The 25,500-nt window shown below is 48.0% G+C and carries 23 protein-coding genes and 1 other annotated feature; of the genes, 8 read left to right on the top strand and 15 right to left on the bottom strand.

What is annotated here, in order from left to right; genetic code table 11:
• Positions 1–73 precede the first annotated feature (73 nt).
• From F3J38_RS26645 to gnd, 7 genes are all read left to right on the top strand, one after another.
• Complete coding sequence (locus tag F3J38_RS26645) at positions 74–910, top strand: ABC transporter permease (RefSeq protein ID WP_370661745.1); 837 nt, start codon at positions 74–76, stop codon at positions 908–910.
• Positions 900–2,279, top strand: coding sequence for an ABC transporter ATP-binding protein (locus F3J38_RS26650; protein ID WP_167144228.1), 1,380 nt, complete (start codon positions 900–902; stop codon positions 2,277–2,279). The genes F3J38_RS26645 and F3J38_RS26650 overlap by 11 nt, the downstream gene beginning before the upstream one ends.
• Positions 2,269–6,279 (top strand): glycosyltransferase, encoded by a 4,011-nt coding sequence (locus tag F3J38_RS26655; RefSeq protein ID WP_205298422.1) that lies wholly within the window; start codon positions 2,269–2,271, stop codon positions 6,277–6,279. The genes F3J38_RS26650 and F3J38_RS26655 overlap by 11 nt, the downstream gene beginning before the upstream one ends.
• A 14-nt stretch (positions 6,280–6,293) precedes the next feature.
• On the top strand, positions 6,294–8,102 hold the full coding sequence (locus F3J38_RS26660; protein ID WP_167144230.1) for an HAD family hydrolase: 1,809 nt from the start codon (positions 6,294–6,296) through the stop codon (positions 8,100–8,102).
• A gap of 7 nt (positions 8,103–8,109) precedes the next feature.
• Positions 8,110–9,039, top strand: a complete 930-nt coding sequence (locus F3J38_RS26665) for a glycosyltransferase (RefSeq protein ID WP_167144232.1) — start codon at positions 8,110–8,112, stop codon at positions 9,037–9,039.
• A gap of 15 nt (positions 9,040–9,054) precedes the next feature.
• Positions 9,055–9,864, top strand: coding sequence for a glycosyltransferase (locus tag F3J38_RS26670; RefSeq protein ID WP_167144234.1), 810 nt, complete (start codon positions 9,055–9,057; stop codon positions 9,862–9,864).
• Positions 9,865–10,098: 234 nt separating this feature from the next.
• The gene (gene gnd, locus F3J38_RS26675; RefSeq protein ID WP_167144236.1) at positions 10,099–11,508 is read left to right on the top strand and encodes an NADP-dependent phosphogluconate dehydrogenase; all 1,410 of its coding nucleotides are present in this window, start codon (positions 10,099–10,101) and stop codon (positions 11,506–11,508) included.
• 35 nt (positions 11,509–11,543) lie between these two features.
• On the opposite strand, the gene F3J38_RS26680 is transcribed toward gnd, so the two are convergent.
• The 12 genes from F3J38_RS26680 to hisL form a co-directional block, all read right to left on the bottom strand.
• Entirely contained in the window at positions 11,544–12,659 is a 1,116-nt protein-coding gene (locus F3J38_RS26680) for a succinylglutamate desuccinylase/aspartoacylase family protein (protein WP_167144238.1), read from the bottom strand.
• 173 nt (positions 12,660–12,832) lie between these two features.
• Entirely contained in the window at positions 12,833–13,630 is a 798-nt protein-coding gene (locus F3J38_RS26685; RefSeq protein WP_167144239.1) for an ABC transporter substrate-binding protein, read from the bottom strand.
• Between the two features lie 66 nt (positions 13,631–13,696).
• A complete protein-coding gene (locus F3J38_RS26690; RefSeq protein ID WP_167144241.1) occupies positions 13,697–14,173 on the bottom strand; it encodes a YbaK/prolyl-tRNA synthetase associated domain-containing protein in 477 nt (158 codons plus the stop codon).
• Positions 14,174–14,354: 181 nt separating this feature from the next.
• Complete coding sequence (gene hisIE, locus F3J38_RS26695; RefSeq protein ID WP_167144243.1) at positions 14,355–14,966, bottom strand: bifunctional phosphoribosyl-AMP cyclohydrolase/phosphoribosyl-ATP diphosphatase HisIE; 612 nt, start codon at positions 14,964–14,966, stop codon at positions 14,355–14,357.
• Positions 14,960–15,736 carry an imidazole glycerol phosphate synthase subunit HisF gene (gene hisF, locus F3J38_RS26700; protein WP_167144245.1) on the bottom strand — a complete coding sequence of 259 codons (777 nt, stop codon included), beginning with the start codon at positions 15,734–15,736 and terminating at the stop codon, positions 14,960–14,962. Before hisF ends, hisIE begins: the two co-directional genes overlap by 7 nt.
• Positions 15,718–16,455 (bottom strand): 1-(5-phosphoribosyl)-5-[(5-phosphoribosylamino)methylideneamino]imidazole-4-carboxamide isomerase, encoded by a 738-nt coding sequence (hisA, locus tag F3J38_RS26705; RefSeq protein WP_167144247.1) that lies wholly within the window; start codon positions 16,453–16,455, stop codon positions 15,718–15,720. Before hisA ends, hisF begins: the two co-directional genes overlap by 19 nt.
• The gene (gene hisH / locus F3J38_RS26710; RefSeq protein WP_167144249.1) at positions 16,455–17,045 is read right to left on the bottom strand and encodes an imidazole glycerol phosphate synthase subunit HisH; all 591 of its coding nucleotides are present in this window, start codon (positions 17,043–17,045) and stop codon (positions 16,455–16,457) included. Before hisH ends, hisA begins: the two co-directional genes overlap by 1 nt.
• Positions 17,045–18,112: a bifunctional histidinol-phosphatase/imidazoleglycerol-phosphate dehydratase HisB gene (gene hisB, locus F3J38_RS26715; protein ID WP_167144251.1), complete on the bottom strand. Its 1,068-nt coding sequence runs from the start codon at positions 18,110–18,112 to the stop codon at positions 17,045–17,047. Before hisB ends, hisH begins: the two co-directional genes overlap by 1 nt.
• A gap of 2 nt (positions 18,113–18,114) precedes the next feature.
• On the bottom strand, positions 18,115–19,179 hold the full coding sequence (gene hisC, locus F3J38_RS26720; protein ID WP_167144253.1) for a histidinol-phosphate transaminase: 1,065 nt from the start codon (positions 19,177–19,179) through the stop codon (positions 18,115–18,117).
• Positions 19,176–20,483 (bottom strand): histidinol dehydrogenase, encoded by a 1,308-nt coding sequence (hisD, locus tag F3J38_RS26725; protein ID WP_167144255.1) that lies wholly within the window; start codon positions 20,481–20,483, stop codon positions 19,176–19,178. Before hisD ends, hisC begins: the two co-directional genes overlap by 4 nt.
• Positions 20,484–20,487: 4 nt before the next feature.
• On the bottom strand, positions 20,488–21,387 hold the full coding sequence (hisG, locus tag F3J38_RS26730; RefSeq protein ID WP_167144257.1) for an ATP phosphoribosyltransferase: 900 nt from the start codon (positions 21,385–21,387) through the stop codon (positions 20,488–20,490).
• Between the two features lie 54 nt (positions 21,388–21,441).
• Positions 21,442–21,563 (bottom strand) — a sequence feature (His leader region).
• Positions 21,539–21,586 (bottom strand): his operon leader peptide, encoded by a 48-nt coding sequence (gene hisL, locus F3J38_RS26735; protein ID WP_100396937.1) that lies wholly within the window; start codon positions 21,584–21,586, stop codon positions 21,539–21,541. (Overlaps the previous feature by 25 nt.)
• A gap of 180 nt (positions 21,587–21,766) precedes the next feature.
• Here hisL and F3J38_RS26740 point away from each other — a divergent pair, with 180 nt between their 5' ends.
• Positions 21,767–22,594, top strand: coding sequence for an SDR family oxidoreductase (locus tag F3J38_RS26740; RefSeq protein ID WP_167144259.1), 828 nt, complete (start codon positions 21,767–21,769; stop codon positions 22,592–22,594).
• 235 nt (positions 22,595–22,829) lie between these two features.
• On the opposite strand, the gene F3J38_RS26745 is transcribed toward F3J38_RS26740, so the two are convergent.
• Genes F3J38_RS26745 through puuD form a run of 3 tightly spaced genes read right to left on the bottom strand, consistent with a single transcriptional unit; the run spans position 22,830 to position 25,451 of the window.
• Positions 22,830–24,107, bottom strand: coding sequence for an NAD(P)/FAD-dependent oxidoreductase (locus tag F3J38_RS26745; RefSeq protein WP_167144261.1), 1,278 nt, complete (start codon positions 24,105–24,107; stop codon positions 22,830–22,832).
• A gap of 25 nt (positions 24,108–24,132) precedes the next feature.
• Entirely contained in the window at positions 24,133–24,690 is a 558-nt protein-coding gene (gene puuR / locus F3J38_RS26750; protein WP_167144263.1) for an HTH-type transcriptional regulator PuuR, read from the bottom strand.
• Positions 24,687–25,451, bottom strand: a complete 765-nt coding sequence (gene puuD, locus F3J38_RS26755; protein WP_167144265.1) for a gamma-glutamyl-gamma-aminobutyrate hydrolase — start codon at positions 25,449–25,451, stop codon at positions 24,687–24,689. Before puuD ends, puuR begins: the two co-directional genes overlap by 4 nt.
• Positions 25,452–25,500: the final 49 nt, after the last annotated feature.

A 25,500-nucleotide genomic window follows, 5' to 3' on the forward strand; every position in this document is an offset into this window, starting at 1 on the left:
TTAACAGCCTTAAATAAATTCGCTATTCATACGCGTAGATTTAGGGCGCAAGTAGCCGAATATTAATGGATTCATTATGGACCCGCACTCAGTAAAATCTACATCGATTATCGTTTTGTTAAGAAGTATCATTGCAAACCGACATTTAATTTATCAGATGACAAAGCGCGAGATTACAGGGCGATATCGTGGCTCATTTATGGGAGTACTGTGGTCTTTTATTAATCCTGTTCTGATGTTAACGGTTTACACATTTGTTTTTTCGGTAGTATTCAAAGCACGCTGGGGAACCGGTTCAGTAAGCGAGTCGAAGTCAGATTTCGCCATAATTTTATTTGTAGGGTTGATAGTTCATACGTTGTTTGCGGAAACGCTAATGCGCGCACCAACGCTGATATTGGGGAATGTGAACTATGTTAAAAAAGTTATATTTCCGCTAGAAACACTATCGGTAACAAGCATTGCTTCAGTTTTATTTCACTCTATAATCAGTTTGATTGTGTTATTAAGTGCCTTTTTTATTTTTAATGGCTTTATTCATTGGACGGTAATTTTTATACCGCTGGTGTTCTTCCCATTAATTATAGTCTCTGTCGGTCTGTCATGGTTTCTTTCTTCACTAGGCGTGTTCATACGGGATGTGGGGCAAACCATAGCGATTCTCACTATGATCTTAATGTTTCTTTCGCCAATATTTTATCCAGTCAGTGCGCTGCCTGAAAAATTTCAGCATGTTATTATTCTAAATCCACTAACATTCATTATTGAGCAGTCAAGAAATGTAATTATCTGGGGGAAAATGCCTGATTTTACAGGATTAGCACTCTACTCAATTGCTGCTCTATGTTTAATGTGGCTATGTTTCTTTTGGTTCCAGAAAACAAGAAAGGGCTTTGCCGATGTCCTTTAAAGATAATGCAATAGAAGTTAATGGCGTCAGTAAATGTTTTAAAGTATACGAAAATCCGACGCAAAGACTTAAACAATTTCTATTCCCGCGTATCGATAATGCCCTGGGCCGAGAAGCGCGTATTTACCATAATGATTTCTGGGCATTGCGCGATATCTCCTTCGAGCTACCTCGTGGCCAAACCATGGGGATAGTGGGACGAAATGGTTCAGGTAAATCTACACTACTACAAATAATCGCGGGAACGTTAAGCCCAAGCACTGGTCAGATCAATGTCAGTGGAAGAGTCGCGGCACTGCTCGAACTGGGCGCGGGTTTTAACAATGATTTTACGGGCAGAGAAAATGTTTACCTTAATGCGTCTTTGCTGGGGCTGACAAAAGAAGAAACTGACAACAAACTTGATGATATTCTCTCATTTGCAGATATTGGCCACTTCATTGACTCCCCAGTAAGGGCTTATTCAAGCGGAATGCTGGTTCGCTTAGCATTCTCCGTGCAGGCCCAAATCGATCCAGAAATCCTAATTGTTGATGAAGCGCTTGCTGTCGGTGATGCAAAATTCCAAGCCAAATGTTTTGCTCGGCTCAAAAAGTTGAAAGAGAATGGCGCCTCAATTTTATTTGTATCTCATGCGACAGAACAAATCGTTACGCATTGCGATAGCGCTATTTTACTTAATAGCGGAGTGGCACAGGCGATTGGAAAGCCAAAAGATATTGTAAACCAGTATCTAGATATTCTATTTGGTAAAAAAAGTGGAAGCAATGCAGAAAGAACAATCGTTGACACACAAATAGAAGAAGCGTCTAAAGGCGAGTTAGAACGTCTAGATCGAGAAATCCAAAGTAAAGCTGAGACGAGCAGATACAGTAAATTACTCGGCGGAAAATTCGAGGAAAGACCAAACTATAGTCCAAATGAATATCGTTGGGGCGATGAAGCCGCATTAATCAAAGATTTTTACATCGAGCAGGGAGAGAGAGCGTATCCCTCAACGTTTGAACCCAATCAAGAATTTGATATAGCGTTTAGAATTAAGTTTATTAGTAAAGTATTTCGCCCAATTTTTGGTTTTGCAATTAAAACAAAAGATGGCGTAACAATTTACAATACAAACTCAGAATGGCAATCAGTTGAGATCATCGATGAAGGGAAAGAAGGTTCCGAGTTAATTATATCATTCAAAGTAGATAATATATTATTCGAAGGTGACTACTTTATATCAGTGGGTGTTGCTAGCAGTAATACCCTTGGTGAAATTATCCCTCACGATCGTCGTTATGACTCAATTCATATTACAACAGGACCTGTTGCAAAATTCACAGGGCTGGTTGATCTAAATGCGAGAATAAAAGTTGAATACTAACATCAAAAATGTTTTAGAAAAATCGGGCTTTTATCTTAATAGTGATATAGGGATTTGGCATCCAGAGAAAATTGAAGAATTCGCCTATAATGATGGTGATGATGCCGAAAACTATCTTCTTAATGTTCTAAAAGAAGCTTCTGATTTAAGCGTTGATTCTGATGAGCTAACGACAAAAATGGTCGACTGGCCTTCTACTTATCATCTCAGTCCACGACGCTCAAATCTCTTACGTCCTTTTGAAAATATCTTCGAAAATAAACGAATCTTGGAGATTGGATGTGGCTGCGGTGCAATAACGCGTTTTCTAGGTGAAGCGGGGGCGCACGTTGTCTCAGTTGAAGGCAGTTTCCGTCGGGCACAAATTGCACGCACCCGTTGTCGCGATCTTAAAAACGTAGAGATTATCTGTAATCCAGCAGATAAGCTTCCTGATTTAGGAAAGTTCGACTTTGTGCTATTAATCGGCGTTCTTGAGTACGCTCGCGTTTTTGTCGGCCCTAAAGGTGAAGAGACGTTACTTGCTGAGTGCCATGAACGCTTGTATGAAGATGGGAAGTTATTTGTAGCGATAGAGAACAAACTTGGCATCAAATACTTTGCTGGAGCACATGAAGACCATGTAAACCAGCCTATGTTCGGAATAAATAATTCTTACACCGACACTAGTGTGGTGACTTTTGGGCGTAATGAACTAAAGACACTACTTAATTCTCATGGATTTAATCATCTTGATGAATATCTACCGCTGCCGGACTATAAGCTTCCTACATCGGTAGTTACGCCTTTAGGATGGCGTGAACATGCGTCTGATCTCTGTCAACTTGCAGTTGAAAGTATTCATAAAGATCCACAGCTTGGATTTGAACATATTTTCTCTGCTGAACAGGGCATGCGCAACGTTTGGAATAACAATCTCGCCGCTGATTTAGCAAATTCATTTCTAATGGTTGCTGCAAAAGCACCGTTTGATTATGGTTCAGAAGATATTGCAGCTATTCACTTTTCTGATGATAGATTATCAGGTTTCCGTAAGGTCACTCAGTTTCATCATTTCAATGACGATGATTTAAAAGTTAAAGTTACGAGTAAAGCGCTTGAAAACGGTGAAAATGAAAGCCACATGGCCCACTTTAGTGAGTTTTTTAGAGGGGATTCTCTGTGGTTCGAATTACTGCATGGCCTAAATAAACCTGATTGGCATATCTCTTATATTTCAGAATGGGCAAATAAGTGGCTTTCTAAATTACTCGTAAAAGCTGGGGAAGTGAATGCGTATACTAAAGATACCATTTTTCCCGATTCGTATCAGGATGCGCTTCCATTTAATATTGTGACTGCGGCAAAAGGTGAGTCCAAAATTTTTGATCTGGAATGGGAGACGGATAAGCCTACTCTAGGGTATGTTGTATTCCGTGGTATTTATCATTCATTGTTAAGAATGACTTCTGTAAGCCATAGTGTAAATTGCCCAACGTCGAATATTGCAGAACTGACTTTTATCATTTTGAATGAAATGCATTTGCAAGTTGATAGAACTCATCTTGATTTGTATTTAAAGAAAGAAGCCAAATTCCTTGCTAAAGTGCAATTGTCAGATGAGGTGAAACTATATAATGATCTAAAATCATTACCTTTGGTTATTCGTGCCAAAAAACTTATAAATGTCAATATTTTTGAAGTCGCACAAGCAGAGCATGAAGCAGAAAAAGAAACGCTCAACAATAATTTAGTAGCATTAAAGAATAAAATAAAGAATTTAGACGATGGACAGTCTGAAAATCGTGAGTTGATGAATCAGATTCATCAACTTAATGAGAGGTTAAAGGAGCTTGAAAGAGTTAATAAATTAATTCTTAGCGAAAATATTCAACAGCAGAATAAATTAAATAACTATCATTTTGATATGCAGAATATTTTAAGTTCTGTAAGTTGGAAAGTTACATCTCCACTACGCATTATCAGTCGCCACCTTCCTGAGCGAATTAGAGTAGCACTGAGAAGATTATTTACATTAGGTTTTAAATCCCTACAAGTTGTTAAAATAAAATCCTTCTCGGTTTTAAGAAAAGTAAAACGGCATGCGGATAATAATGGCTCAGTGAACACAGCTAAAAAAACATTGCGTCACATCGCAAAAAAAACCTATCAACGCATCCCAGCTAAATATCAGCTTAAAGCGCTTACCATTGCGATGAGAATTTATCCAAAAGGATTTAGAAATCACCCCCATTTTAATGCGATCTCGACACATGCTCCAGTTGTAGGAAATACATGTGATAATGTATTTATAAATTATGATGCTCAAAGGGGTTATGCTTTTTCTGCAGTACCTGACGAATATGTTTATATTCCTCCGAATAAACCTTTTTACTTCGATGAGACAGTTTCTAAACTAGCTGTAAAGCCGAAAATTTCAATTGTTGTGCCGATATATAACACCCCAACTGAGCTTTTTGAACTTATGCTCTCATCAGTGAGTAAACAGTGGTATACGAATTGGGAGTTGTTACTGATTAACGACGCTAGCCCCCAACCAGAAATTAAACCACTGCTTCATCGTGCAGCTCAGAATGATAAAAGAATAAAGGTTGTGCATCTTCATGAAAATAAAGGTATTGCCGGAGCAACCAATGTTGGGATTGATAATACTACTGGAGAATACATTGTCTTCTTGGATCACGATGATGAGTTAACGCCAGACTGCCTTTTCGAAATAGTGAAATGTATTAACCTTGAATCGCCTGACTTTATTTATAGCGATGAAGATAAGCTCACCCCAGAAGGTAATTTCACCCAACCTCATTTCAAACCCGATTGGTCCCCTGATACGATGATGAGTACGATGTATACGTGTCACGTATCTTGTGTCAAGACTCAACTCGCTCGAGAAATAGGTGGCCTACGCTCTGAATTTGACGGATGCCAGGATTGGGATTTTGTCCTACGTGTTTCTGAGAAAACAGCTAAAATTAGTCATATTTCAAAAGTATTATATCACTGGCGCATTATACCAGCTTCAATTGCATCAGATATTACGGCTAAATCTTACGTTCTTGCAGCGTCGAAAGCAGTGCGTGAGCAAGCCTTAGAACGTCGTGGATGTGCTGGAGTTGTTGAAGAGTTGCCTAACTACCACGGCTATTTTCGTGTTAATTATAAGCCTGTAAATGATCCTCTGGTCTCAATTATCATTCCCACCAGAGATAATCAAGCTGTATTGAACAGCTGTGTGAATTCAATATTGAATCACACCCTGTACCAGAATTATGAAATCATCATCGTTGATAATGGTTCAGTTAATGAAAAAACTGTTGCGCTTCTGCAGAGTCTGAATGCGCATGATAAAATCACCGTTATTAGGCATGATATACCTTTCAACTTCTCAGAGTTAAATAATCACGGTGTAAAAAATGCAACCGGCGATGTTCTCCTCTTCCTGAATGATGATACTGAAGTAGTGCATGATGATTGGCTCGAACGTATGGTCGGTTTTGCTCAGCTACCGCATGTAGGTGCAGTGGGCGCAAAACTGCTTTATGGCGATGGAAAAACCATTCAACATTCTGGCGTGCTGAATTTACGTAATGGACCTAGCCATGCATTCCTGCGTCAACATAAAGAATATCCAGGCTATTTCTTACGTAATCAGGTCGAGTACAATTGGCTTATCGTGACGGGTGCCTGTATGATGATAGAACGTAAAAAATTCGAAGCAGTTTCCGGCTTTGATGAGACATTCCCGGTCGCTTACAATGACGTTGATATCTGTATGTCGCTCAGCAAAGAGGGGTATCACAACATCATGTGTCAAGCCGTTACACTAATTCATCATGAATCTATTTCACGTGGTATAGACCATATTGATGAAACTAAAGCGCTGCGTCTTAAAGGTGAATTGAATAGGTTGAATATTAAGCATTCTTACTACTATCAATTTGACCCATATTTTAATCGAAACTTGGCACCTAATGGATATAACTTCGAGATCATGAAATAATGGACAATTCTAGCATGCACGCTTTGATCGAAACGCTTGGGAACGAACAGGAAATTTATAAACTTGAGTTTTTAGCTGAAAGCTCTCAGGTTATCTCTTTTGATTTCTTTGATACCTTATATACTCGCCCTTTAGATGATCCTGAAGATGCTTTTGATCTAATTGGGTATAAATTCGATTTTCCTAATTTCAGACAATTACGCCGTAAAGCTCAAACTGAAGCTTTTAAAGAAATGATCAAGAATGGGCGTAAAGAAATTACATTAGATAATATATATGATAATTTTGTTGAAGCTGGTGAGCTAAGAACCGTCTTGCAGCAAGCCGAAATCGATATTGAGCTAAGTTTAGTGGAGCCTAACCCACCTATGCTCGCGTTCTTCAATGAAATGATTAATCAGGGTAAACACGTTGTTATTACCTCTGATATGTATTTTGGTGAAAATTTCTTTAAAGATGCACTTGATAAATTTAATGTTAAACAGGTGCCGCTCTACATATCTGCGGATCAAAATTCTACAAAAAGAGATTTTGGTGAAATTTTTCTGAAAATCATCTCAGATTTCAAGGTTGAGCCTCAGAATATACTTCATATTGGTGACAATCAAACCGCAGATGTTATTCGTCCTTCTGAAAAAGGCCTTTCTACATGGCATTACAATCCAGTACATCTGCAGAATAAATCAAAAGACCATTCGCTTATACACTCCATCGCGAATGGATTATATCGCTCGCGATTTGATGATCGCATTGCTATAGGGACTTTCAGTGAGTTGGGTTATAAATATCAGGCACCCGCTACATGGGGTTTTTTAAAGTGGATACAGCAGCAATGTATTCATGATAGGGTAACTAAATTGCTTTTTATCTCGCGAGATGGTTTTTCACTTGAAAAGCTTGCGAGTAAGTATCTTAAAAAAGAACTGCCTGATTTTCATTATTTTCTTGGGTCGCGAATTGCTTTTAGTTTAGCAGTTATTACTGAAGAAAATTTCATGAACCATATTCCTTTCCTGTTATCAGGTTCTGATGGCTTATCACCTGGTGAACTGTTAGAGCGAATTGGCGTAGAACCGCCAAGCGAAGAGGTTATGAATGGACTAGGTATACCTTGCGATACAATAATTTCGCACAGCAATGTCGAGTTAGTGAGAAAGTTCATCGTGGGTTATCGCACTGAAATACTTAAAGTGTGCCAACAAACGCGTCGTGGCCTCTTTATGTACTTGACTGGCATGGGTATAAAACCCGGCGATGTGCTTGCGATGGTTGATGTGGGCTGGAGCGGCACCACTCAAGAAGCATTTGTAAATGCTGTCAGTACATTTATGGATGTTGAAGTCATTGGGTATTATTTCTGTTTAGCAAATACGCCAGAGAGACAACGTCGTGATGCTACGCTAAATATGAAAGCATTAATTAGTAATCAATCTGCTGGACAATATACCGTAGACAAGATTTATGAAAATCGCATTGTTGCTGAACTTTTCTTCTCCGCGCCGCACGCGACTATAATTGGCTATTTACCCAATAAAAGTCACGTCATTCCGATAGAGGACGAAGGACGTGCGAAGGCCGCTAACCATGATAATATTATCCGTAGCCTTAATGAAGGAATGAATGATTTCGTTAACGATTTCCTTGCTTTTAAAGAGCGCATTGGAATTAAATTTTTCCCGATGCAACTCGCCCAATCCTTAGTGGACTTAGTTGCGAAAGAGGAATGGCGTAATCAACCGCTCTTTCATGAAGTTGAAAACTTTGATTCATGGGCAAGCTCGCGTAACCAAACCATTAAATTCACCGACTACTCAAAGTCATAGTTAGCCTATGCGTAATCATGAAGAATCATCTATAGCCATTTTACTGTGCACGTATAATGGCGGCCAATTTATTGATCAGCAATTAGCATCTTATCTTGCACAGACACATAAAAACTGGTCTTTATGGGTATCTGATGATCATTCAGATGACGATACTCTGAAAAAACTTCATTTTTTCTCCGTAAATACTACCAATCCGGTTAATATTTTAAAAGGACCAATGAGTGGCGTGTGCAATAATTTTATGTCACTTATTAATAACAATAATATTCATGCAAAGTATTACGCTTTTTCAGACCAAGATGACGTTTGGCCAAAGCATAAATTACAAGCCGCTGTAGAATGGCTTGATAATGTGAGCGATTCTATTCCTGCATTATATTGTAGTCGAACTCAATTGATTGATGTTGCAGGAAAACCTATTGGATTTTCTCCAGAATATTCTAGACCTCCGTCGTTTCAGAATGCATTGCTTCAAAATATTGCCAGTGGAAATAGCATGGTTTTCAATAATAAAGCTCGTGACCTATTAACGCGTGTGGGTGGAGGGGCGATGGTGATTCATGACTGGGCATTATATCTTGCTGTCACGGGAGTTGGTGGGAAAGTTTATTATGATTCTTGCCCCACTGTTTTATATCGCCAGCATGATAATAATCTTATTGGTAATGGTATGTCTTTTATGACACGTCTAACTAATTACATTCATGCTCACCAGCGACGTAAAATGATTTGGAATGATACGAATATCGCTATGATGAAAGAAATCGAAACGTTAATGACTGATGAAAATCGCAAAACGCTTTACGAATTTTCTTCAATTAGAGATCGTTCGATAATTGAACGTCTTTATCTACTTATAAAGTCTGGTGTCTATCATCAACAATTAGTAGGTACGTTAACCACTTTATCTCATATAATATTTAATCGTATGTAATTATCTGGTGATGCAGTGAAAATTATTGCTTCTTTGGTTCTATATCGACATCTACTTTCCGATATTGACAAAACCCTTACTTCGCTCGTAAATGAAAACTGCATCGATAAAGTTTGCATTGTTGATAATGGAAACCATTGTGAGTGGTTGAAAGAACTTATTCACCCCAAAATTGAGATCATAAGATTAGCTATAAATCGTGGTTTTGGTAGTGGTCATAATGCAGTTTTTGAACAATATGGGCAACGTTGTGAATACGTTCTGATTTGTAACCCTGATATCTCGTTTTTAAGCGGACAAGTAGATGAGCTCTATAGCTATTGTCGCGAGCGTCAAAGCGGATTGACCATACCAAAAGTTATCTACCCGGATGGTAGCTTACAACATGGCTGCAAAATTTTGCCTACCCCTTGGCAATTGTTTATGCGCCGCTTTGGTGCTTCGCTTTCGCAAAACATGAATCGGGACTACGAACTGCATCACGCAGACTATAATCGTCCCTTCTTCGCGCCGTCGCTCTCGGGCTGCTTTATGCTCATCAGCAGTGATGCGCTTAACATCATTGGCGGTTTTGATGAACGCTATTTCCTTTATATGGAGGATGTGGATTTAAGCCGTCGCGTATGTAGCGCTAACTTGCCTGTTGAATATTGTCCCTCTTCAACGGTAGTGCATGAGTCCCAGCGACGTTCGTACCGTGATATTAAATTCCTTCTTTATCATTTAACGTCAGCAGTCAAATATTTTAATAAGTGGGGCTGGCTGATTGATAAAGAGCGAGAAACGCTAAATGCACGCTGTTTATCTGCGCTTCCGAAGAAGTAATATAATTAATGTTCCTAGCTGAAACATTAGCCTGTTTTCGCATCAACCGCAGACCACTAATGCTAAAAATGCGAGGTGATTTTTATTAATCACGCGGATTGATAATTTTGGATTTTAAGGGATGATTAGCATCATTGGTGATGTACAATAGCGAAGTCATTGGTAATGTTTACGGAATTGCCCTTTTATACGGCTAAAGCCATTCAAGTTTTTATACCCAGACAGGAGTAAAAAATGTCCAAGCAACAAATCGGCGTTGTAGGTATGGCAGTGATGGGCCGCAATTTGGCTCTTAACATTGAGAGCCGCGGTTACACTGTTTCTATCTTCAACCGTTCTCGCGAAAAGACCGATGAAGTCATCGCAGAGAATCCTGGCAAGAAATTGGCTCCTTTTTATACGGTTGAAGAGTTTGTTGAATCACTGGAAAAACCACGCCGTATTCTGCTGATGGTGCAGGCTGGCGAGGCGACTGATAAAACTATCGCTTCCCTGACTCCGCATCTCGACAAAGGCGACATTCTGATCGACGGCGGTAACACCTTCTATAAAGACACCATTCGCCGTAACAAAGAACTGTCTGATCAAGGCTTCAACTTCATTGGTACTGGCGTTTCTGGCGGTGAAGAGGGTGCGCTGAAAGGTCCTTCCATCATGCCTGGTGGTCAGAAAGAAGCGTATGAACTGGTAGCGCCGATTCTGGATAAAATTGCCGCGCGTGCAGAAGATGGCGAAGCTTGCGTTGCTTACATCGGACCAAATGGCGCTGGCCACTATGTCAAGATGGTGCACAACGGTATCGAATATGGTGACATGCAGCTGATTGCTGAAGCCTATGCGCTGCTGAAAGGTGCGCTGGGTCTGAACAACGAAGAGCTGGCTAAAACCTTCACTGACTGGAACAACGGTGAGCTGAGCAGCTACCTGATCGACATCACTAAAGATATCTTCACCAAGAAAGATGAAGATGGTAAGTACCTGGTCGATGTGATTTTGGACGAAGCAGCGAACAAAGGTACCGGTAAATGGACCAGCCAGAGCTCACTGGATCTCGGCGAGCCGCTGTCTCTGATTACCGAATCCGTGTTTGCTCGTTACCTCTCTTCACTGAAATCTCAGCGTGTTGCCGCTTCTAAAGTACTGAGCGGTCCGCAGGCTAGAGCCTTTACCGGTGATAAAACTGAGTTTGTTGAGAAAGTGCGTCGCGCACTGTATCTGGGCAAAATCGTTTCTTATGCTCAGGGCTTCTCTCAGTTGCGTGCAGCTTCAGAAGAGAACAACTGGGACCTGCACTACGGTGAAATCGCGAAGATCTTCCGTGCTGGCTGCATCATCCGTGCTCAGTTCTTGCAGAAGATCACCGATGCTTACGCAAGCAACGCGGACATCGCAAACTTGCTGCTGGATCCATACTTCAAAAACATTGCTGACGAATACCAGCAGGCGCTGCGTGATGTTGTTTCTTACGCGATTCAGAACGGTATCCCGACGCCGACCTTCTCGGCAGCCATCGCTTATTACGACAGCTATCGTTCAGAAGTTCTGCCAGCTAACCTGATTCAGGCTCAGCGTGACTACTTCGGTGCGCATACTTACAAGCGCATTGATAAAGACGGTGTATTCCACACCGAATGGCTGGACTAATAGCAGTGAGGCTTCCTTCGGGAAGCCTCAACTTTTTACACCACTAACAACTCTCCCTCTCTTCCCGCATTTTCCCCCGCCAGCCGCACTACCAGCATCCCCGCCGTAGCAAACTTCATCAAATTCCGTGCATACAGCACTCCACCAAACTCCGCCACCAGCGGCGTCACCTGATCGGTTATCGGGTCCACAATCTCCGCCACTACTTCACCCGGCTTGATCCACTCGCCCAACTCGCGGCGGTTCAACAGCAACCCAGAGTGCGGAGCATGAATATACTCACAGCCCGCCAAAGGTGTCGCCGGATTAATCAGGGCAGGGGATTCAGCCACCTCTCCGGCGATATAGCCGCCCTCAATCAACGCATTAATAATTGCATCCGCATCCTTCTCCGCCTGTTCAGGAGAAACATCTGCAACCCCACGTAACTCCAGTGTCACTGGCAGCAATCCACGTGGCATCGGGTACTCACTACCAAATCGCTCAGCTAGCGTCAGCCAAGGCTCGCAGCAGGCCTCATCAAACGGCTCGCCACCAGAGATTTGCGCCAGCAGCTGAACTTCACTGCCCAGCCAGCGAGCAAGCGGTTCAATCTCCTGCCAGGCGTGAGGGGTTGTGTAGAGGTGTGGTAGTGCATCCCAGTCACAGTGCAGGTCAATCATTAAGTCTGCCTGGCTCGCCATCCGCATCAGCGTGAAACGCTGTGCTTCCAGTTCGGTTTTAGCAATGCGGTCGCGGTAATGACGGTCTATAGCATCTCGGATCAGTCGCTTGTTTTCGTATTCGCTTTGCGTCAGTGAACCGGCCAGTTCGGCAGCCAGTGTTTCTCCCAGTGCGGGAAAGCGACGATTAAAATCCTGTCCTGATAGGGTATGAAAACGGCCCAAATGGCTGCCGTGCCAGTGCTGTCCCATAGCGAGAGGATTGGCGACTGGCACTAGTGTGATTTTTGATTTGAGTTGTCCAGCTGATTCGAGCGCCAGCAGTTTTTGTTTCAAAAACCACGCCACTGCCATACCCGGTAACTCATCGCCGTGAAGTGCCGCCTGAATGTAGACTCGCTGCTGTGAATCCGTACCGAAATGGAAGCTGACGATTTCACGCTGTGTGCCGAGGGAGGCACTTAACAGAGGATGATGTTGTTGTTGCATAATACTGTCGATGTCCTGTATCCACGGCACGATAAGCGTCGTACCTGATTAATTTATTGAATGGAATTATAGTTCTGCTGAGAAAATGAGCGGGGAAAGATGCCATAAATTCTATCAGCTGGCTGGTAGAACCTATTTATTGGGCGGCCTCTAGGCCGCCCCGACAAAAAGCTTTAATGCGGGATGGAAACATCCGTTGCAAAATACTTCTTCTGGATCTTATCGAAGGTGCCGTTCTTTTGGATTTCAGCAAATGCATTATCCAGTGCGGTTTTCAACTCGGCATCGCCTTTACGCAGACCAATCGCGGTACCTGGACCGATAATGGGATCTTCAACAATCGGGCCAGCCAGTTCGAAATCTTTGCCCTGCGGCTGCTTCAGGAAGCCATTTGCTGCCTGAGCCGCATCGGTGAACACCACATCTAAACGGCCAGAAATTAAATCACTCTCAACCTGAGCCTGGTCGCCGTATGGCACCACATTCACGCCGTGTGGCTGCCATTTTGCCAGCGCATAGCGTTCCTGCACGGTTCCCTGCTCAACACCCACTGTTTTCCCTTTCAAAGATTCAGCGGTAGGCAGCAGGCCAGAGCCTTTACGCGCAATTAACTGAGTTTTGGTGTCGTACAATGGCACGGTGAAGTCAATCTGCTTCAGGCGTTCTTCAGTGATACCCATATCTGAAAGAATGGCGTCGAACTTACGCGCCTTCAATGCAGGGATCATGCCGTCAAACTGGCTCTCAACCCAGACGCATTTGGCTTGCATCTGCTCGCACAGGGCATTACCCAAGTCGATATCAAAACCAACCAGCTTGCCTTGTGGTGTTTTGGATTCGAAAGGAGGATAGGTGGGGTCAACAGCGAAGCGTACCTGATCAATCTTTGCCTGCGCGCCAAATGCGCAACCTGCCAGTACAGCCAGCGCCAGCGTCTGGCGCAGGCGGGCAGTAAAACGAGAACTTGCCATAATATCGGTCTTCTTTATTCGTGATGTGGAATGACGCAGAGTACCGATCACTGTTGGTTATGGCAATTAACAGATTATTTTCACAACGTTACCACTATGAAGTGCACGATAATCGTCCACCTTCAGCACCACCGACTTCTCAAGCAGGCCCGCGTTAAAGGCAATCTCTTCGTAACGTTCAAACAGCAAAGGGTCCACCACCAACTTCAGATCGGGGTGAAAACTGAAAGGCGGAATCGCACCGAACACACAGCCGGTTAACGCGTCCACTTCTGCTGGAGAAGCCAAAGAAGCGCGACGTCCACCCACCGCTTCTGCCACTTTGCTCAGGTCTGCTTGTTGGTCAGCGGGCAATATCGCCAGCACGTGCTGCTTGATACCGTTACCTTTCACATGGCACACCAGCGCCTTAGCACCTTGTCCCACTTCCGTACCACGGATCGCGGCGACGGCTTCACACTTACCCGTTGCTTCATGCTCCATCAGACGATAGCGGGCGTGGTGCTGGTCGAGGAGAGCGATCAGTTTTTCATGAGTGGTCATGGAGAATCCGTCCTTAAAAAGCGCAATAAATGGCTCCGCTACGAGTTGGGTGCAGTATGTGTTTCTGAGCCTCTAAGCTCGCACAAATTTGAAGCGATGAGATTCATGGCGTTATTTTGAGAAACATACTGCTCAAAATCAGCCTTTGAAGCCAATTTTGAGCAGCTAATTGCACAACCCATTATTTATGACGCGCGCGCAGATTGTTAATGATAGTGCTCAAATCCAGGTCTTGATCCTGCAGCAATACCATCAGGTGGTACAGCAAGTCAGACGCTTCATTGGTCAGCTCATGACGGTCATTGACCGTGGCAGCCAACGCGGTTTCCACGCCTTCTTCACCCACTTTCTGTGCGATGCGCTTGGTGCCGCTGGCATACAGTTTCGCGGTGTATGAACTCTCAGGATCGGCGCTCTTACGCGAAGCCAGTAGCTGTTCCAACTGATACAGGAATGCCCAATCTGGTGCCGCCGGTGAGAAGCAGCTAGACGTACCTAAGTGGCAGGTTGGCCCAATCGGGTTAGCCAGCACCAGCAGGGTGTCGTTGTCACAATCCGGCGTGATGCTTGTCACTTGCAGGAAGTGGCCGGAAGTTTCGCCCTTGGTCCACAAGCGGTTTTTGGTGCGAGAGAAGAAGGTGACGTTGCCTTCCGCCAGCGTCTTTTGCAGCGCTTCCTCGTTCATATAACCGTGCATCAACACTTCGCCAGAGACGTTGTGCTGGACGATAACAGGCATCATGCCCGCGGTCTTGGCCCAATCCAGTTTGGCCAGTTGTTCTGCAGTTAACACGCGCGAATCTCCACACCGTTGTCGATCAGGAAGTTTTTCAACTCGCCGATATTGATAATTTGTTTGTGAAACACTGAAGCGGCCAAGGCGCCATCCACGTTAGCCTGCTCGAAGGCTTCAAGGAAGTGTGGCATGGTTCCGGCACCGCCCGAAGCAATTAGAGGCACTTTACAGACATCACGCACTTTCTTCAGCTGTACCAGATCATAGCCGTTACGCACGCCGTCTTGGTTCATCATGTTCAGTACGATTTCGCCCGCACCTAGCTCCTGCACTTCCTGCACCCAATCGAGGGTTTCCCAGGTGGTGACGCGCGTACGTGACTCGTCGCCGGTGTACTGGTTAACGTGATACTTGCCAGTCGCTTCATCGAACCAGGTATCAATGCCGACCACGATGCACTGCACGCCAAAGCGATCGGCCAGGCGGGTAATCAGCGTTGGGTCAGCCAGCGCCGGAGAGTTGATGGAGATCTTGTCTGCGCCGAACTGCAAAATGCGCGCCGCATCCTCCTCACTCTTGATACCGCCCGCCACGCAGAACGGAATGTCGATCACTTCCGCTACGCGAGATACCCAGCTTTTATCTACCACGCGGCCATCGGAAGAGGCGGTGATATCGTAGAACACCAGCTCGTCAGCCCCTTCTTGCGCATAGCGCTGCGCTAAAGGCACGATATCGCCGATGATTTCGTGATTACGGAATTGGACGCCTTTCACCACTTGCCCGTCACGTACGTCGAGACAAGGAATTATCCGTTTTGCCAGCATGCAATCGCCTCCGCTACGGTGAATTTATCTTCCAATAAGGCACGACCGACAATCACACCCAGTGCGCCACTGCCGCGTAAGGCAGCGATGTCATCCAGCGAGCCGATGCCGCCAGAAGACTGGAAAGTGATATCCGGGAAGGCGGTGGAGACTTCTTTATACAGCTCAACGTTGGAGCCGCTCAGGGTGCCATCACGTGAGATATCAGTGCACAACACGTGCTTCAGGCCAACCGGTTGATACCAGCCGATCACCTCTTCCAGTGTCACACCTGCCGCTTCCTGCCAGCCGCTGATCGCCACTTCTTTGCGATTGTTGGCATCAATACGGACATCCAGTGCCAGTACAATGGCATCCGCGCCGAACTCATCAAACCAACTTTTCACTTCTTCCGGCTGCTTTACTGCTGTGGAGCCGACCACCACACGGGTCGCGCCAGCAGCCAGTAATGCTGCGACGTCATCACGATTGCGGATGCCGCCACCGACTTGTACCGGCACATTCACACCGCGCAGCAGGGTAGTCAGCAGAGGAATCTGGCGCTTGGCCGGATCTTTAGCACCGGTTAAATCCACCAGATGCAGCACTTCTGCACCCTGGCGTTCGTAATCCTGCAGACGCGGCAGCGGATCGCTACCATAGTCGCGCTGTTGGCCGTAGTCGCCCTGATGCAGTCGCACCACTTTGCCGTCGATTAAATCTAATGCGGGAATAATCATCACATCTCCAGGAAGTTTTTCAGCAACTGTGCGCCTGCTTTGCCAGAACGCTCCGGGTGGAACTGCACGCCGAAGAAGTTATCTTTCTGCAACGCAGCGGTGAACGGGTGGCCGTAATCGCACTGGGCGATGGTATTGGCATTCACCGGCATGGCGTAGCTGTGCACAAAATAGAAATAGCTGCCGTCTGGGATATTGCGGAACAGATGATTGCCGGCTTGCGATGTGATCTGGTTCCAGCCCATATGCGGTAAGGGCAAACCTTGGGTATCCATCAGGGAAACCGGCTCATCGAGAATACCAAGGGTGCTGACGCCACCGTTCTCATCGCTCCCGCGACCCAGCAACTGCATGCCAAGACAAATACCCAGCACCGGTTGGGTACAGGCTTTGATCAGATCGATCAGGTCGCGCTCCTGCAGTTGATTCATGGCGGCTTGTGCGGTGCCCACCCCCGGCAGTAACAGCTTATCGGCACGCAGCACCACATCCGGATCGCGGCTCACCTCTGGCGTGTAGCCGAGGCGCTCAATCGCCCACTTCACCGAGGAAAGGTTGGCGCACCCGGTATCGAGAATCACCACATTCATCACAGCACTCCTTTCGAACTCGGCAGGGTGTTGCCTTCCACGCGAATCGCCTGGCGCAGCGTGCGGCCAAAGGCTTTAAACAGGCTTTCCACGCGATGATGGTCGTTCTTACCTTTGGTTTTCAGGTGCAGGGTGCTCATCATGGCGTAGGAGAGAGAGCTGAAGAAGTGCTCAACCATCTCGGTGCTGAGATCGCCAACGCGCTGGTAGCTGAACTCGGCTTTGAATTCGATGTGCGGTCGGCCAGAGATATCCAGCGCGCAGCGCGCCAGGCACTCGTCCATCGGCAGCACGAAGCCGAAACGACCGATGCCACGTTTGTCGCCCAGTGCTTTCAGCAGGGCTTCACCGAGCGCCAGACCGGTATCTTCCACGGTGTGGTGATCGTCGATATAGAGATCGCCTTTCACATCAATGTTCATGCGGAAGCCGCCGTGTACGGCGATCTGATCCAGCATGTGATCAAAGAAGCCGACGCCAGTGTTGATCTTGCTGCCGCCTTCACGGTCCAGCCACACTTCCACTTTGATCTGTGTCTCTTTGGTATCACGTTGTACCAGCGCATGGCGGTCACGTTTGGTCAGTTGCGTTTGAATCGCATCCCAATCGATCCCTTCCTTACCATAGCGCAGACCCTGAATACCCATATTCTCGGCCAGCTGAATATCGGTGAGGCGGTCGCCGATCACATAGCTGTTTGCGGTGTCCAGTGCGCCTTGGGCCAGCCAGGCTTCTACCATTTTGGTTTTCGGCTTGCGGCAATCGCAGTGGTCATCGGGCATATGTGGGCAGATCAAGATGTCACTGAAGTTGATGCCCTGCGAAGTCAGGATCTGCATCATCAGGTTGTGTGGGCCATCAAAATCAGCCTGCGGGAAGCTGTCGGTGCCTAAGCCATCCTGATTGGTGATCATCACCAGCTGATAACCGGCATTTTGCAGGGCCAGCAGCGCAGGAATGGCATTCTTTTCAAACGCCAGCTTTTCCATGCGATCCACCTGAAAATCGGTTGGTGGCTCAGAGATGATGGTACCGTCGCGGTCAATAAATAGGGTCTTCTGGCTCATGCTTACTCCACTGATAAGGCTTGCAGTGCGGCGAGCAGGCGCTCGCACTCTTTACGGGTGCCGATGGAGATGCGCAGGCATCCCGCAAGGCCGGGGTTTTTATTTTGGTCGCGCAGAATAATGCCTTGATCCCACAGCGTTTTAAATACTTTTGGCGAATCCGTGAAGCGCGCCAGAATGTAGTTGGTTTCGCTTGGGAATACTTGCTGCACCACGCTCAGCTGTGGCAGTTGTTCAAACAGCCAGGCGCGATTGGCGTTGAGCTCAGCGACGTGCTGACGCATCAGGGCAATGCCTTCTTCGCTCAGCGCCTGTCCTGCCACATCCGCAACCGGTGTGGCCAGCGGGTAAGGGGCAATCACTTTCATCAGCAGGTCAATGACGGGCTTGTTTGCTAGCGTGAAACCACAGCGTAAGCCTGCGAGGGCAAAGGCTTTCGACAAGGTACGCAGAATCACCAGGTGCGGGTAATCTTTCAGCCAGCCGGCCAGGGTCGCTTCTGGGCAGAACTCGATATAGGCTTCATCGGCGACCAGCAGCGCTTTACCGGCGGTCATCTCCAGCAGTTTGCGGATATCGTCTTGATTGATCAAGTTGCCGGTTGGATTGTTCGGGCTGCACATGTAGACCACTTTTACGCCGTCCAACTGCTCAGCGATAGCGGGCAAATTCAGCTGCCAGTCATTCAATGCCGCCACGGTACGGTACTCAATACCGATAGTCTCCGCGCTCACGCTGTACATGCCGTAGGTTGGTGGGCAAAACAGAATCGCATCTTTGCCTGGCTCGCAAAAGGCACGCATCAGCAGTTCGATACCTTCATCGGCACCACGACTGACAATCACTTGCTCCGGCGATAAACCGGCATAAGCCGCATAACGCTCAATAACAAGTTTAGGCTGGCATTCCGGGTAGCGGTTTAGCGTTTGCTGTGACAGCTCAAACGGCACCGGCAGTGGAAATTCGTTGGCGTTCAGCCATACATCACCATTACCCCCTAAACGACGCGCAGATTGATACGGCGTCAACGCGCGCACATTGGCGCGGGCTAAATCTTCAATGCTCATGCTTGCTCCTTCAGCGCGGCAACACGCAGGGTAACGGCGTTTTTGTGGGCTTCTAACTGCTCAGCAGCAGCCAGGGTTTCGATGGTGGCAGCCAGATTGAGGAAGCCTTGCGGCGTCAACTCTTGCACCGTCATGCGCTTCTGAAAATCGGCCAGGCCAAGGCTGGAACAGGTTGCGGTATAGCCATACGTCGGCAACACATGGTTGGTACCAGAAGCATAATCTCCCGCCGATTCCGGTGACCAATCGCCGAGGAACACAGAACCGGCACTGGTGATCTTATCGACCAGATCACGCGGCTGGCGCGTCTGGATGATCAGGTGCTCCGGGCCATACAGGTTAGAAATTTCCACACACTGCGCCAGATCGCGCAGCACAATCAGACGGCTACTTTCCAGTGCCTGGCGTGCCGTAGCCGCACGTGGCAACTGCGCCAGCTGCTCCTCGACTGCCAATGCCACGCCTTCTGCCAGTTTCAGCGAAGGAGTTAATAGAATCACCTGTGAATCCGGGCCGTGCTCCGCTTGCGACAACAGGTCTGAAGCGACAAACGCTGGCGTGGCACCTTCATCAGCAATCACCAACACTTCAGATGGACCAGCAGGCATATCAATCGCGGCACCATCTAAACGCTGGCTCACCTGACGTTTCGCCTCGGTCACGTAGGCATTGCCTGGGCCAAAGATTTTGTCCACTTTGGGCACCGTTTCCGTCCCGAAGGCCAGCGAAGCAATCGCTTGCGCACCGCCTACCTGAAACACTTCTTTTACGCCGCATAGCTGTGCCGCATACAGAATCTCATCGGCAATCGGTGGAGGTGAACAGAGCACCACGCGACCACAACCGGCGATACGTGCTGGCGTTGCCAGCATCAAGACTGTGGAGAAGAGTGGGGCAGAGCCACCTGGAATGTAGAGGCCAACAGACTTCACCGGACGGGTGATCTGCTGGCAGCGCACGCCAGGCTGGGTCTCGATATCCACGGCAGGCAAAATCTGCGCGTTGTGGAAGGTCTCGATATTCCCCACCGCCACCGCCATCGCCTGCTTGAGTGAGTCACTCAGACGGTCGCTGGCCGCTTGCATCTCTTCTGGCGTCACGCGCAGGTTTTTCACCTGCGCTTTATCGAAGCGTGCACTGAACTCGCGCAATGCCTCATCACCTTGTTCTTTCACTTTGGTCAGCACATCGCGCACGATTTCGCTGATGCTCGCCGAAGCGGAAATCGCCGGGCGCATCAGCAGCGCTTGCTGCTGCTGTTCATCACACTGTTGCCAGTCAATCGGGGTCATGATTGTGCTCATGCTGTTACTCCAACATTTTTTCGATTGGCAGTACGAGGATTGAGCTGGCACCCAGCGCTTTGAGTTTTTCCATGGTTTCCCAGAACAGCGTTTCACTGCTCACCATGTGCATTGCTACGCGGCTGACATCACCTGCCAACGGCAGCACGGTTGGGCGCTCCGCGCCTGGCAGCAGGGCAATCACTTCTTCCAGACGCTCGCTTGGTGCGTGCAGCATGATGTACTTGGATTCACGCGCTTTAATCACGCCTTGAATACGCATCATCATTTTATCGACCAGCTCTTGCTTGGCCGCCGGCAGTTCGCCGTCACGCTGAATCAGTACCGCTTTCGAGCGATAGATCACCTCAACTTCGCGCAAGCCGTTGGCTTCCAGGGTGGCACCGGTTGAAACCAAGTCACAAATCGCATCGGCCAGGCCCGCACGTGGCGCGACTTCAACAGAGCCGTTTAACAGACAGGATTTGAAAGCAACACCTTGTTTATCAAGATACTTCTTCAGCAGGTGTGGGTAAGAGGTGGCGATACGTGAGTTCTGCAGGCATTGCGGTCCGGTGTACTCTTCATCAACCGGCATCGCCAGTGACAGGCGGCAACCGCCGAAATCGAGGCGACGCAGCGTGAAGTAGCGCGGGTCTTCGCCTTGTGCGCGACGGTCCAGCAGCTCTTCTTCCAGCACGTTCTCACCGACGATGCCCAGGTCAACCACGCCATCCATTACCAGGCCTGGAATATCGTCATCACGCACACGCAGGATATCGATAGGCATGTTCTCCGCAAACGCAATCAGACGCTGCTGCTGAAGGTTAATTTTAATACCGCAGCGTGCCAGCAATTCGCGTGATTCATCGCTTAAACGGCCAGATTTCTGCATAGCTATGCGTAAACGGGTGTTATCTAACATGGTTCCTGTCCTCTTATTCAATCCTGTCTGAACTCAGTTGGGTTGCGTTCGCCCATAAAAAAACCCCCGGAAGATGATCTTCCGGGGGCTCTCTTTGCGTTCGCACCACTGGAAGATCCTAATCGTCTCCCAGCACACATCGCCTGAAAGACTAGTCAGGATGATGGTGATGATGGTGGTTGAACTGAACGCGTGTCATAGTAAATTCCGTTGCTGAATGAGTATTCATTTGCGTGCTGATTAACCTAACGAAGATGGCGGCACTTGGCAACCCTTTTTTAACGTCAGTTCTCGGAACCTTCCGCAACAGTTTGCGCTGGTTTGCCAAACCCTGTGAGTCTAAGATGAAGTGTCTTAGCGCCGTAAAGCAGGAGTCCGTATGAAAAAAGTCGCGATAGTAGGTCTGGGATGGCTAGGTATGCCGCTGGCGATGGCGTTAACGGCACGTGGCTGGCAGGTGACTGGCAGCAAGACTTCCCCCGATGGAGTGGATGCCGCACGCCGCTGCGGTATTGAGGCATTCCAACTGGTGCTAACACCTGAGATTGAATGTGAAGCTGATGAGTTAGCTACGCTGATGGCGGTGGACGCGCTGGTGGTGACGTTACCTGCCAGCCGCACGGTTCAAGGCGGTGAAGATTACATGCAGGCGGTGCAGAACGTGGTGGATACGGCATTAGCGCATAAAGTGCCGCGCATCATTTTTACCAGCTCGTCGTCGGTGTACGGCACCGGTTCGGGCGTAATGAAAGAGAGCAGTGCGCTGCAACCCGAGAGTGTGGCCGGTAAGACGCTGGTGGAGCTGGAAAACTGGTTGCACGACCTGCCCGGTACCAGCGTGGATATCGTGCGTCTGGCGGGATTAGTCGGCCCGAATCGGCATCCGGGTCGTTTCCTGGCAGGCAAAACGGGGTTGGACAATGGCGGACATGCCGTCAATCTGGTGCATCTCGATGATGTGGTCGAGGCCATTGTGTTGCTGCTGCAATCCCCTAGAGGTGGGCGAGTCTATAACTTGTGTGCGTCGAAACATCCGTCGCGCGATGATTTTTATCCTTTTGTGTCGAAGCAGCTGGGGCTGGTGGCACCGACGTTTGTTGCTGAGCCGGAGCGGTCTGCTGGGAAAGTGGTCGATGGTTCGAAGATCTGTAATGAGCTGGGGTTTGAGTACAGCTACGATGACCCGATGAAGATGCCATTGGAGTAAGAATTTACTTCTTGTGCGCATAAACGCTCAGCTCCGAAAGCTCGCGTTTCTCAACTGTAAGGTCGCCATTACTGGCGTAATGCTTTTGAATTAGCTGCGTTTCGGTCGCCATGAATGGCGACCCTACATTGTTTGGTGTGTTTATCGTAGGGTGCGCATTCATGCGCACCGTGTTAAATACACACTCATTAGCTTAAGTGAGCCACATTGCGCCATTTATGGCAACTTGAGAGCATCAAACCCCCAACCGATCCCGCAATGCGTACCACACCGCACCCATCGCCGTCAGTGGCACTTTAAACCTTCTGCCACCCGGAAACGGCAAGTGCGGCAGCTTGGCAAAGGCATCAAAGCGCTCTGCCTGCCCGCGCAACACCTCAGCGATCAACTTCCCAGACAGGTGCGTGCAGGTCACACCGTGCCCGCTATCTCCCTGCATAAAGAAGGCATTTTTCTCGATCTGACCAAATTGCGGCATACGAGACAGCGTAAGCAGGAAGTTACCGCTCCAGCGATGGCTGATCTTCACATCCTTCAACTGAGGGAAAGTGCGCAACAGCTTGGGACGGATCAACGCTTCGATATCATCCGGTTCACGCGCGCCATACACTACGCCACCGCCGTACAGCAGGCGGTTATCGGCGGTCAGACGGAAATAATCCAGCAGGTAATTACAATCTTCAACACAGTGATTGTTCGGAAGTAGCCCTAACGCCTGGTCACGACTCAAGGGTTCTGTGGTGATAATTTGTGAACCGCACGGCATGCTTTTGCGGCTGAGGCGCGGCTCAAGTTGCGCGGGTAAGTAAGCATTACCGGCAAAAATCACAAAGGTGGCACTGACTTCGCCTTTGGCGGTTTTCACGCGATGGGGTGTACCGTACTTTACATCTAGCGCGGCTGACTGCTCATAAATACGTCCGCCGTGACGACGAATGGCTTCGGCCTCGCCTAAGGCTAAATTCAACGGATGCAGATGCCCACCACGTTTATCCAGTAGACCACCGACATAACGGTCCGTGGCTATTTCACGTCGGATACCGCGTTCGTCCAATAGCTCTAAATCGTGATTGCCATAGCGCGCCCAGTTGGTTTTCTGGCTGCGCAGATGGCCCATTTGACGCTGGTTAAGCGCAGCAAAAATCCCTCCAGGACGATAATCGCAGGCGATGGCGTAACGATCGATACGATCGCGAATAATCTCGGCACCTTCGAACATCATGCTGCCGAGCATTTTGGCCACGTCTTTGCCGTAGCGTTGCTCAATCACATCCACATCGCGGCTGTAAGAATTGACCACCTGGCCGCCGTTACGTCCGCTGGCACCAAAGCCGATCTTTGCCGCTTCCAGCACCACCACGTCATAACCGGCCTCTGTCAAAAACAATGCGGAGGAGAGTCCGGTGAACCCCCCACCGATAATACAAACGTCGCATTGAATGGATTCCTGCAGTTCCGGCCAGGGTTCATGCGCATTCGCTGATGCCGCGTAATAACTTCCCACATGTTGCATTAGACCCTCCTTTAATCGCGTGACTTCAGAAATTCGCCGGCGTATGCGCACTGATAATGCGACACGGCTGATCGGACGTATTGGTAAAACTGTGGGGCAAACCGGTATCGATCACGTAGCTTTCACCGCAATAAAGGTGATAGCTCTGACCGTTCACCACCAAGGTGATTTCCCCTTCCAGAACGGTGCCAGTCTCCTCACCGGGATGGCGCAACTTCTCACCGGTGCTGGCACCGGGCTCATAGCGCTCCAGCAACATAGCTAAGGTGCGTTTTTCGGCGCCATTATCGACCAGTTGCAGCGAGACGCCGAGGCTGCCAATCTCGACACACTCTTCCGGCCGCACGATCACTCGTGGCGACCGGTTCACTTTCGGTTCCGAGAAGAATTCGGATAGCGACAAGCCATACACTTTCAGTAGTTTCTGCAGGGTACTGAGCGCCGGGCTGACTTTGTCCTGCTCAATGGTACTGATGGCGCTGTGCGTTAATCCTGACAACTCAGCGACGCGACGCTGAGACAATCCCATCTCCTGCCGGATTTGCGATAACCGCCGTCCGGGCGCCAGAGTGGCATCATTCATGGCTGTTTTTCCTTGTGATAACAGACAGCAGCGTTAATAAAGGCCCCGAACAGGCGTTGCGAGACCGGATCGCGATCGGAATGCCATTCCGGGTGCCACTGCACTGCCAGGGCAAACGGGTGTTGGCGCAAACTGACCGCTTCAATCAGACCATCTGGCGCACGTGCTTCTACACGCAGCTGTGGACCGGGCTCACGAATCCCTTGTCCATGCAACGAGTTCACCGCAAAGGCGTCAGCGCTGCCCAGAACCTGGCTCAGCAATCCCTCAGGTTCAGGTTGGACGTCATGCACCGCGGCATATTGCCTTTCCAGCGAGAGCGAATCATCCTCACGGTGTTCCTGAAACAGATGTGTCATGTGCAACTGGCGATATAAGGCACCACCATTTGCCACCACTAACTCTTGTAGCCCGCGACAGATGCCAAAGATTGGCATCTTTTTGCCAATCGCGTGGGTGATTAAACCAAAAGCAAGGCGATCGCGTGCCGGATCGGCATGTTCTTCTTTACCCTCTTCGCCGTAATGCCAGGGTTCGATATTGCTGGGGCTACCGGTCAGTAAAATGCCGTCCAGCAGCGTCATACTGTTTTCTAATAGATGAGGGGCAAGCATCAGTTGATGCGGCAAAGGCAAGGGCACGCCACCAGAAAGGACGATGGCATCAAGATACTTATTGTGAACCGTTTGTCCGAGATGGCTGCCGATGTGGTTTTGGCACATCACCACGCCAATCAAGGGTTTGTCAAAAATAATGCCCATAACGTCTCCACGTTGCTGTTCAATATTTTCACCGTTTTTGCGCGTCTGG

This window comes from Candidatus Pantoea formicae, assembly GCF_011752625.1.
In the GTDB taxonomy this organism is placed as follows: Bacteria; Pseudomonadota; Gammaproteobacteria; order Enterobacterales; family Enterobacteriaceae; genus Pantoea; species Pantoea formicae.

Coding starts and splice junctions, on each gene's coding strand:
- puuR (WP_167144263.1), bottom strand. CDS start 24,690: ATGAATGATGCCACTCTGGCGCCCGGACGGCGGTTATCGCAAATCCGG.
- hisH (WP_167144249.1), bottom strand. CDS start 17,045: ATGAATGTGGTGATTCTCGATACCGGGTGCGCCAACCTTTCCTCGGTG.
- hisC (WP_167144253.1), bottom strand. CDS start 19,179: ATGAGCATTGAAGATTTAGCCCGCGCCAATGTGCGCGCGTTGACGCCG.
- puuD (WP_167144265.1), bottom strand. CDS start 25,451: ATGGGCATTATTTTTGACAAACCCTTGATTGGCGTGGTGATGTGCCAA.
- F3J38_RS26650 (WP_167144228.1), top strand. CDS start 900: ATGTCCTTTAAAGATAATGCAATAGAAGTTAATGGCGTCAGTAAATGT.
- hisF (WP_167144245.1), bottom strand. CDS start 15,736: ATGCTGGCAAAACGGATAATTCCTTGTCTCGACGTACGTGACGGGCAA.
- F3J38_RS26690 (WP_167144241.1), bottom strand. CDS start 14,173: ATGACCACTCATGAAAAACTGATCGCTCTCCTCGACCAGCACCACGCC.
- hisD (WP_167144255.1), bottom strand. CDS start 20,483: ATGAGCACAATCATGACCCCGATTGACTGGCAACAGTGTGATGAACAG.
- F3J38_RS26685 (WP_167144239.1), bottom strand. CDS start 13,630: ATGGCAAGTTCTCGTTTTACTGCCCGCCTGCGCCAGACGCTGGCGCTG.
- F3J38_RS26660 (WP_167144230.1), top strand. CDS start 6,294: ATGCACGCTTTGATCGAAACGCTTGGGAACGAACAGGAAATTTATAAA.
- gnd (WP_167144236.1), top strand. CDS start 10,099: ATGTCCAAGCAACAAATCGGCGTTGTAGGTATGGCAGTGATGGGCCGC.
- F3J38_RS26680 (WP_167144238.1), bottom strand. CDS start 12,659: ATGCAACAACAACATCATCCTCTGTTAAGTGCCTCCCTCGGCACACAG.
- hisA (WP_167144247.1), bottom strand. CDS start 16,455: ATGATTATTCCCGCATTAGATTTAATCGACGGCAAAGTGGTGCGACTG.
- hisG (WP_167144257.1), bottom strand. CDS start 21,387: ATGTTAGATAACACCCGTTTACGCATAGCTATGCAGAAATCTGGCCGT.
- F3J38_RS26740 (WP_167144259.1), top strand. CDS start 21,767: ATGAAAAAAGTCGCGATAGTAGGTCTGGGATGGCTAGGTATGCCGCTG.
- F3J38_RS26745 (WP_167144261.1), bottom strand. CDS start 24,107: ATGCAACATGTGGGAAGTTATTACGCGGCATCAGCGAATGCGCATGAA.
- F3J38_RS26665 (WP_167144232.1), top strand. CDS start 8,110: ATGCGTAATCATGAAGAATCATCTATAGCCATTTTACTGTGCACGTAT.
- hisB (WP_167144251.1), bottom strand. CDS start 18,112: ATGAGCCAGAAGACCCTATTTATTGACCGCGACGGTACCATCATCTCT.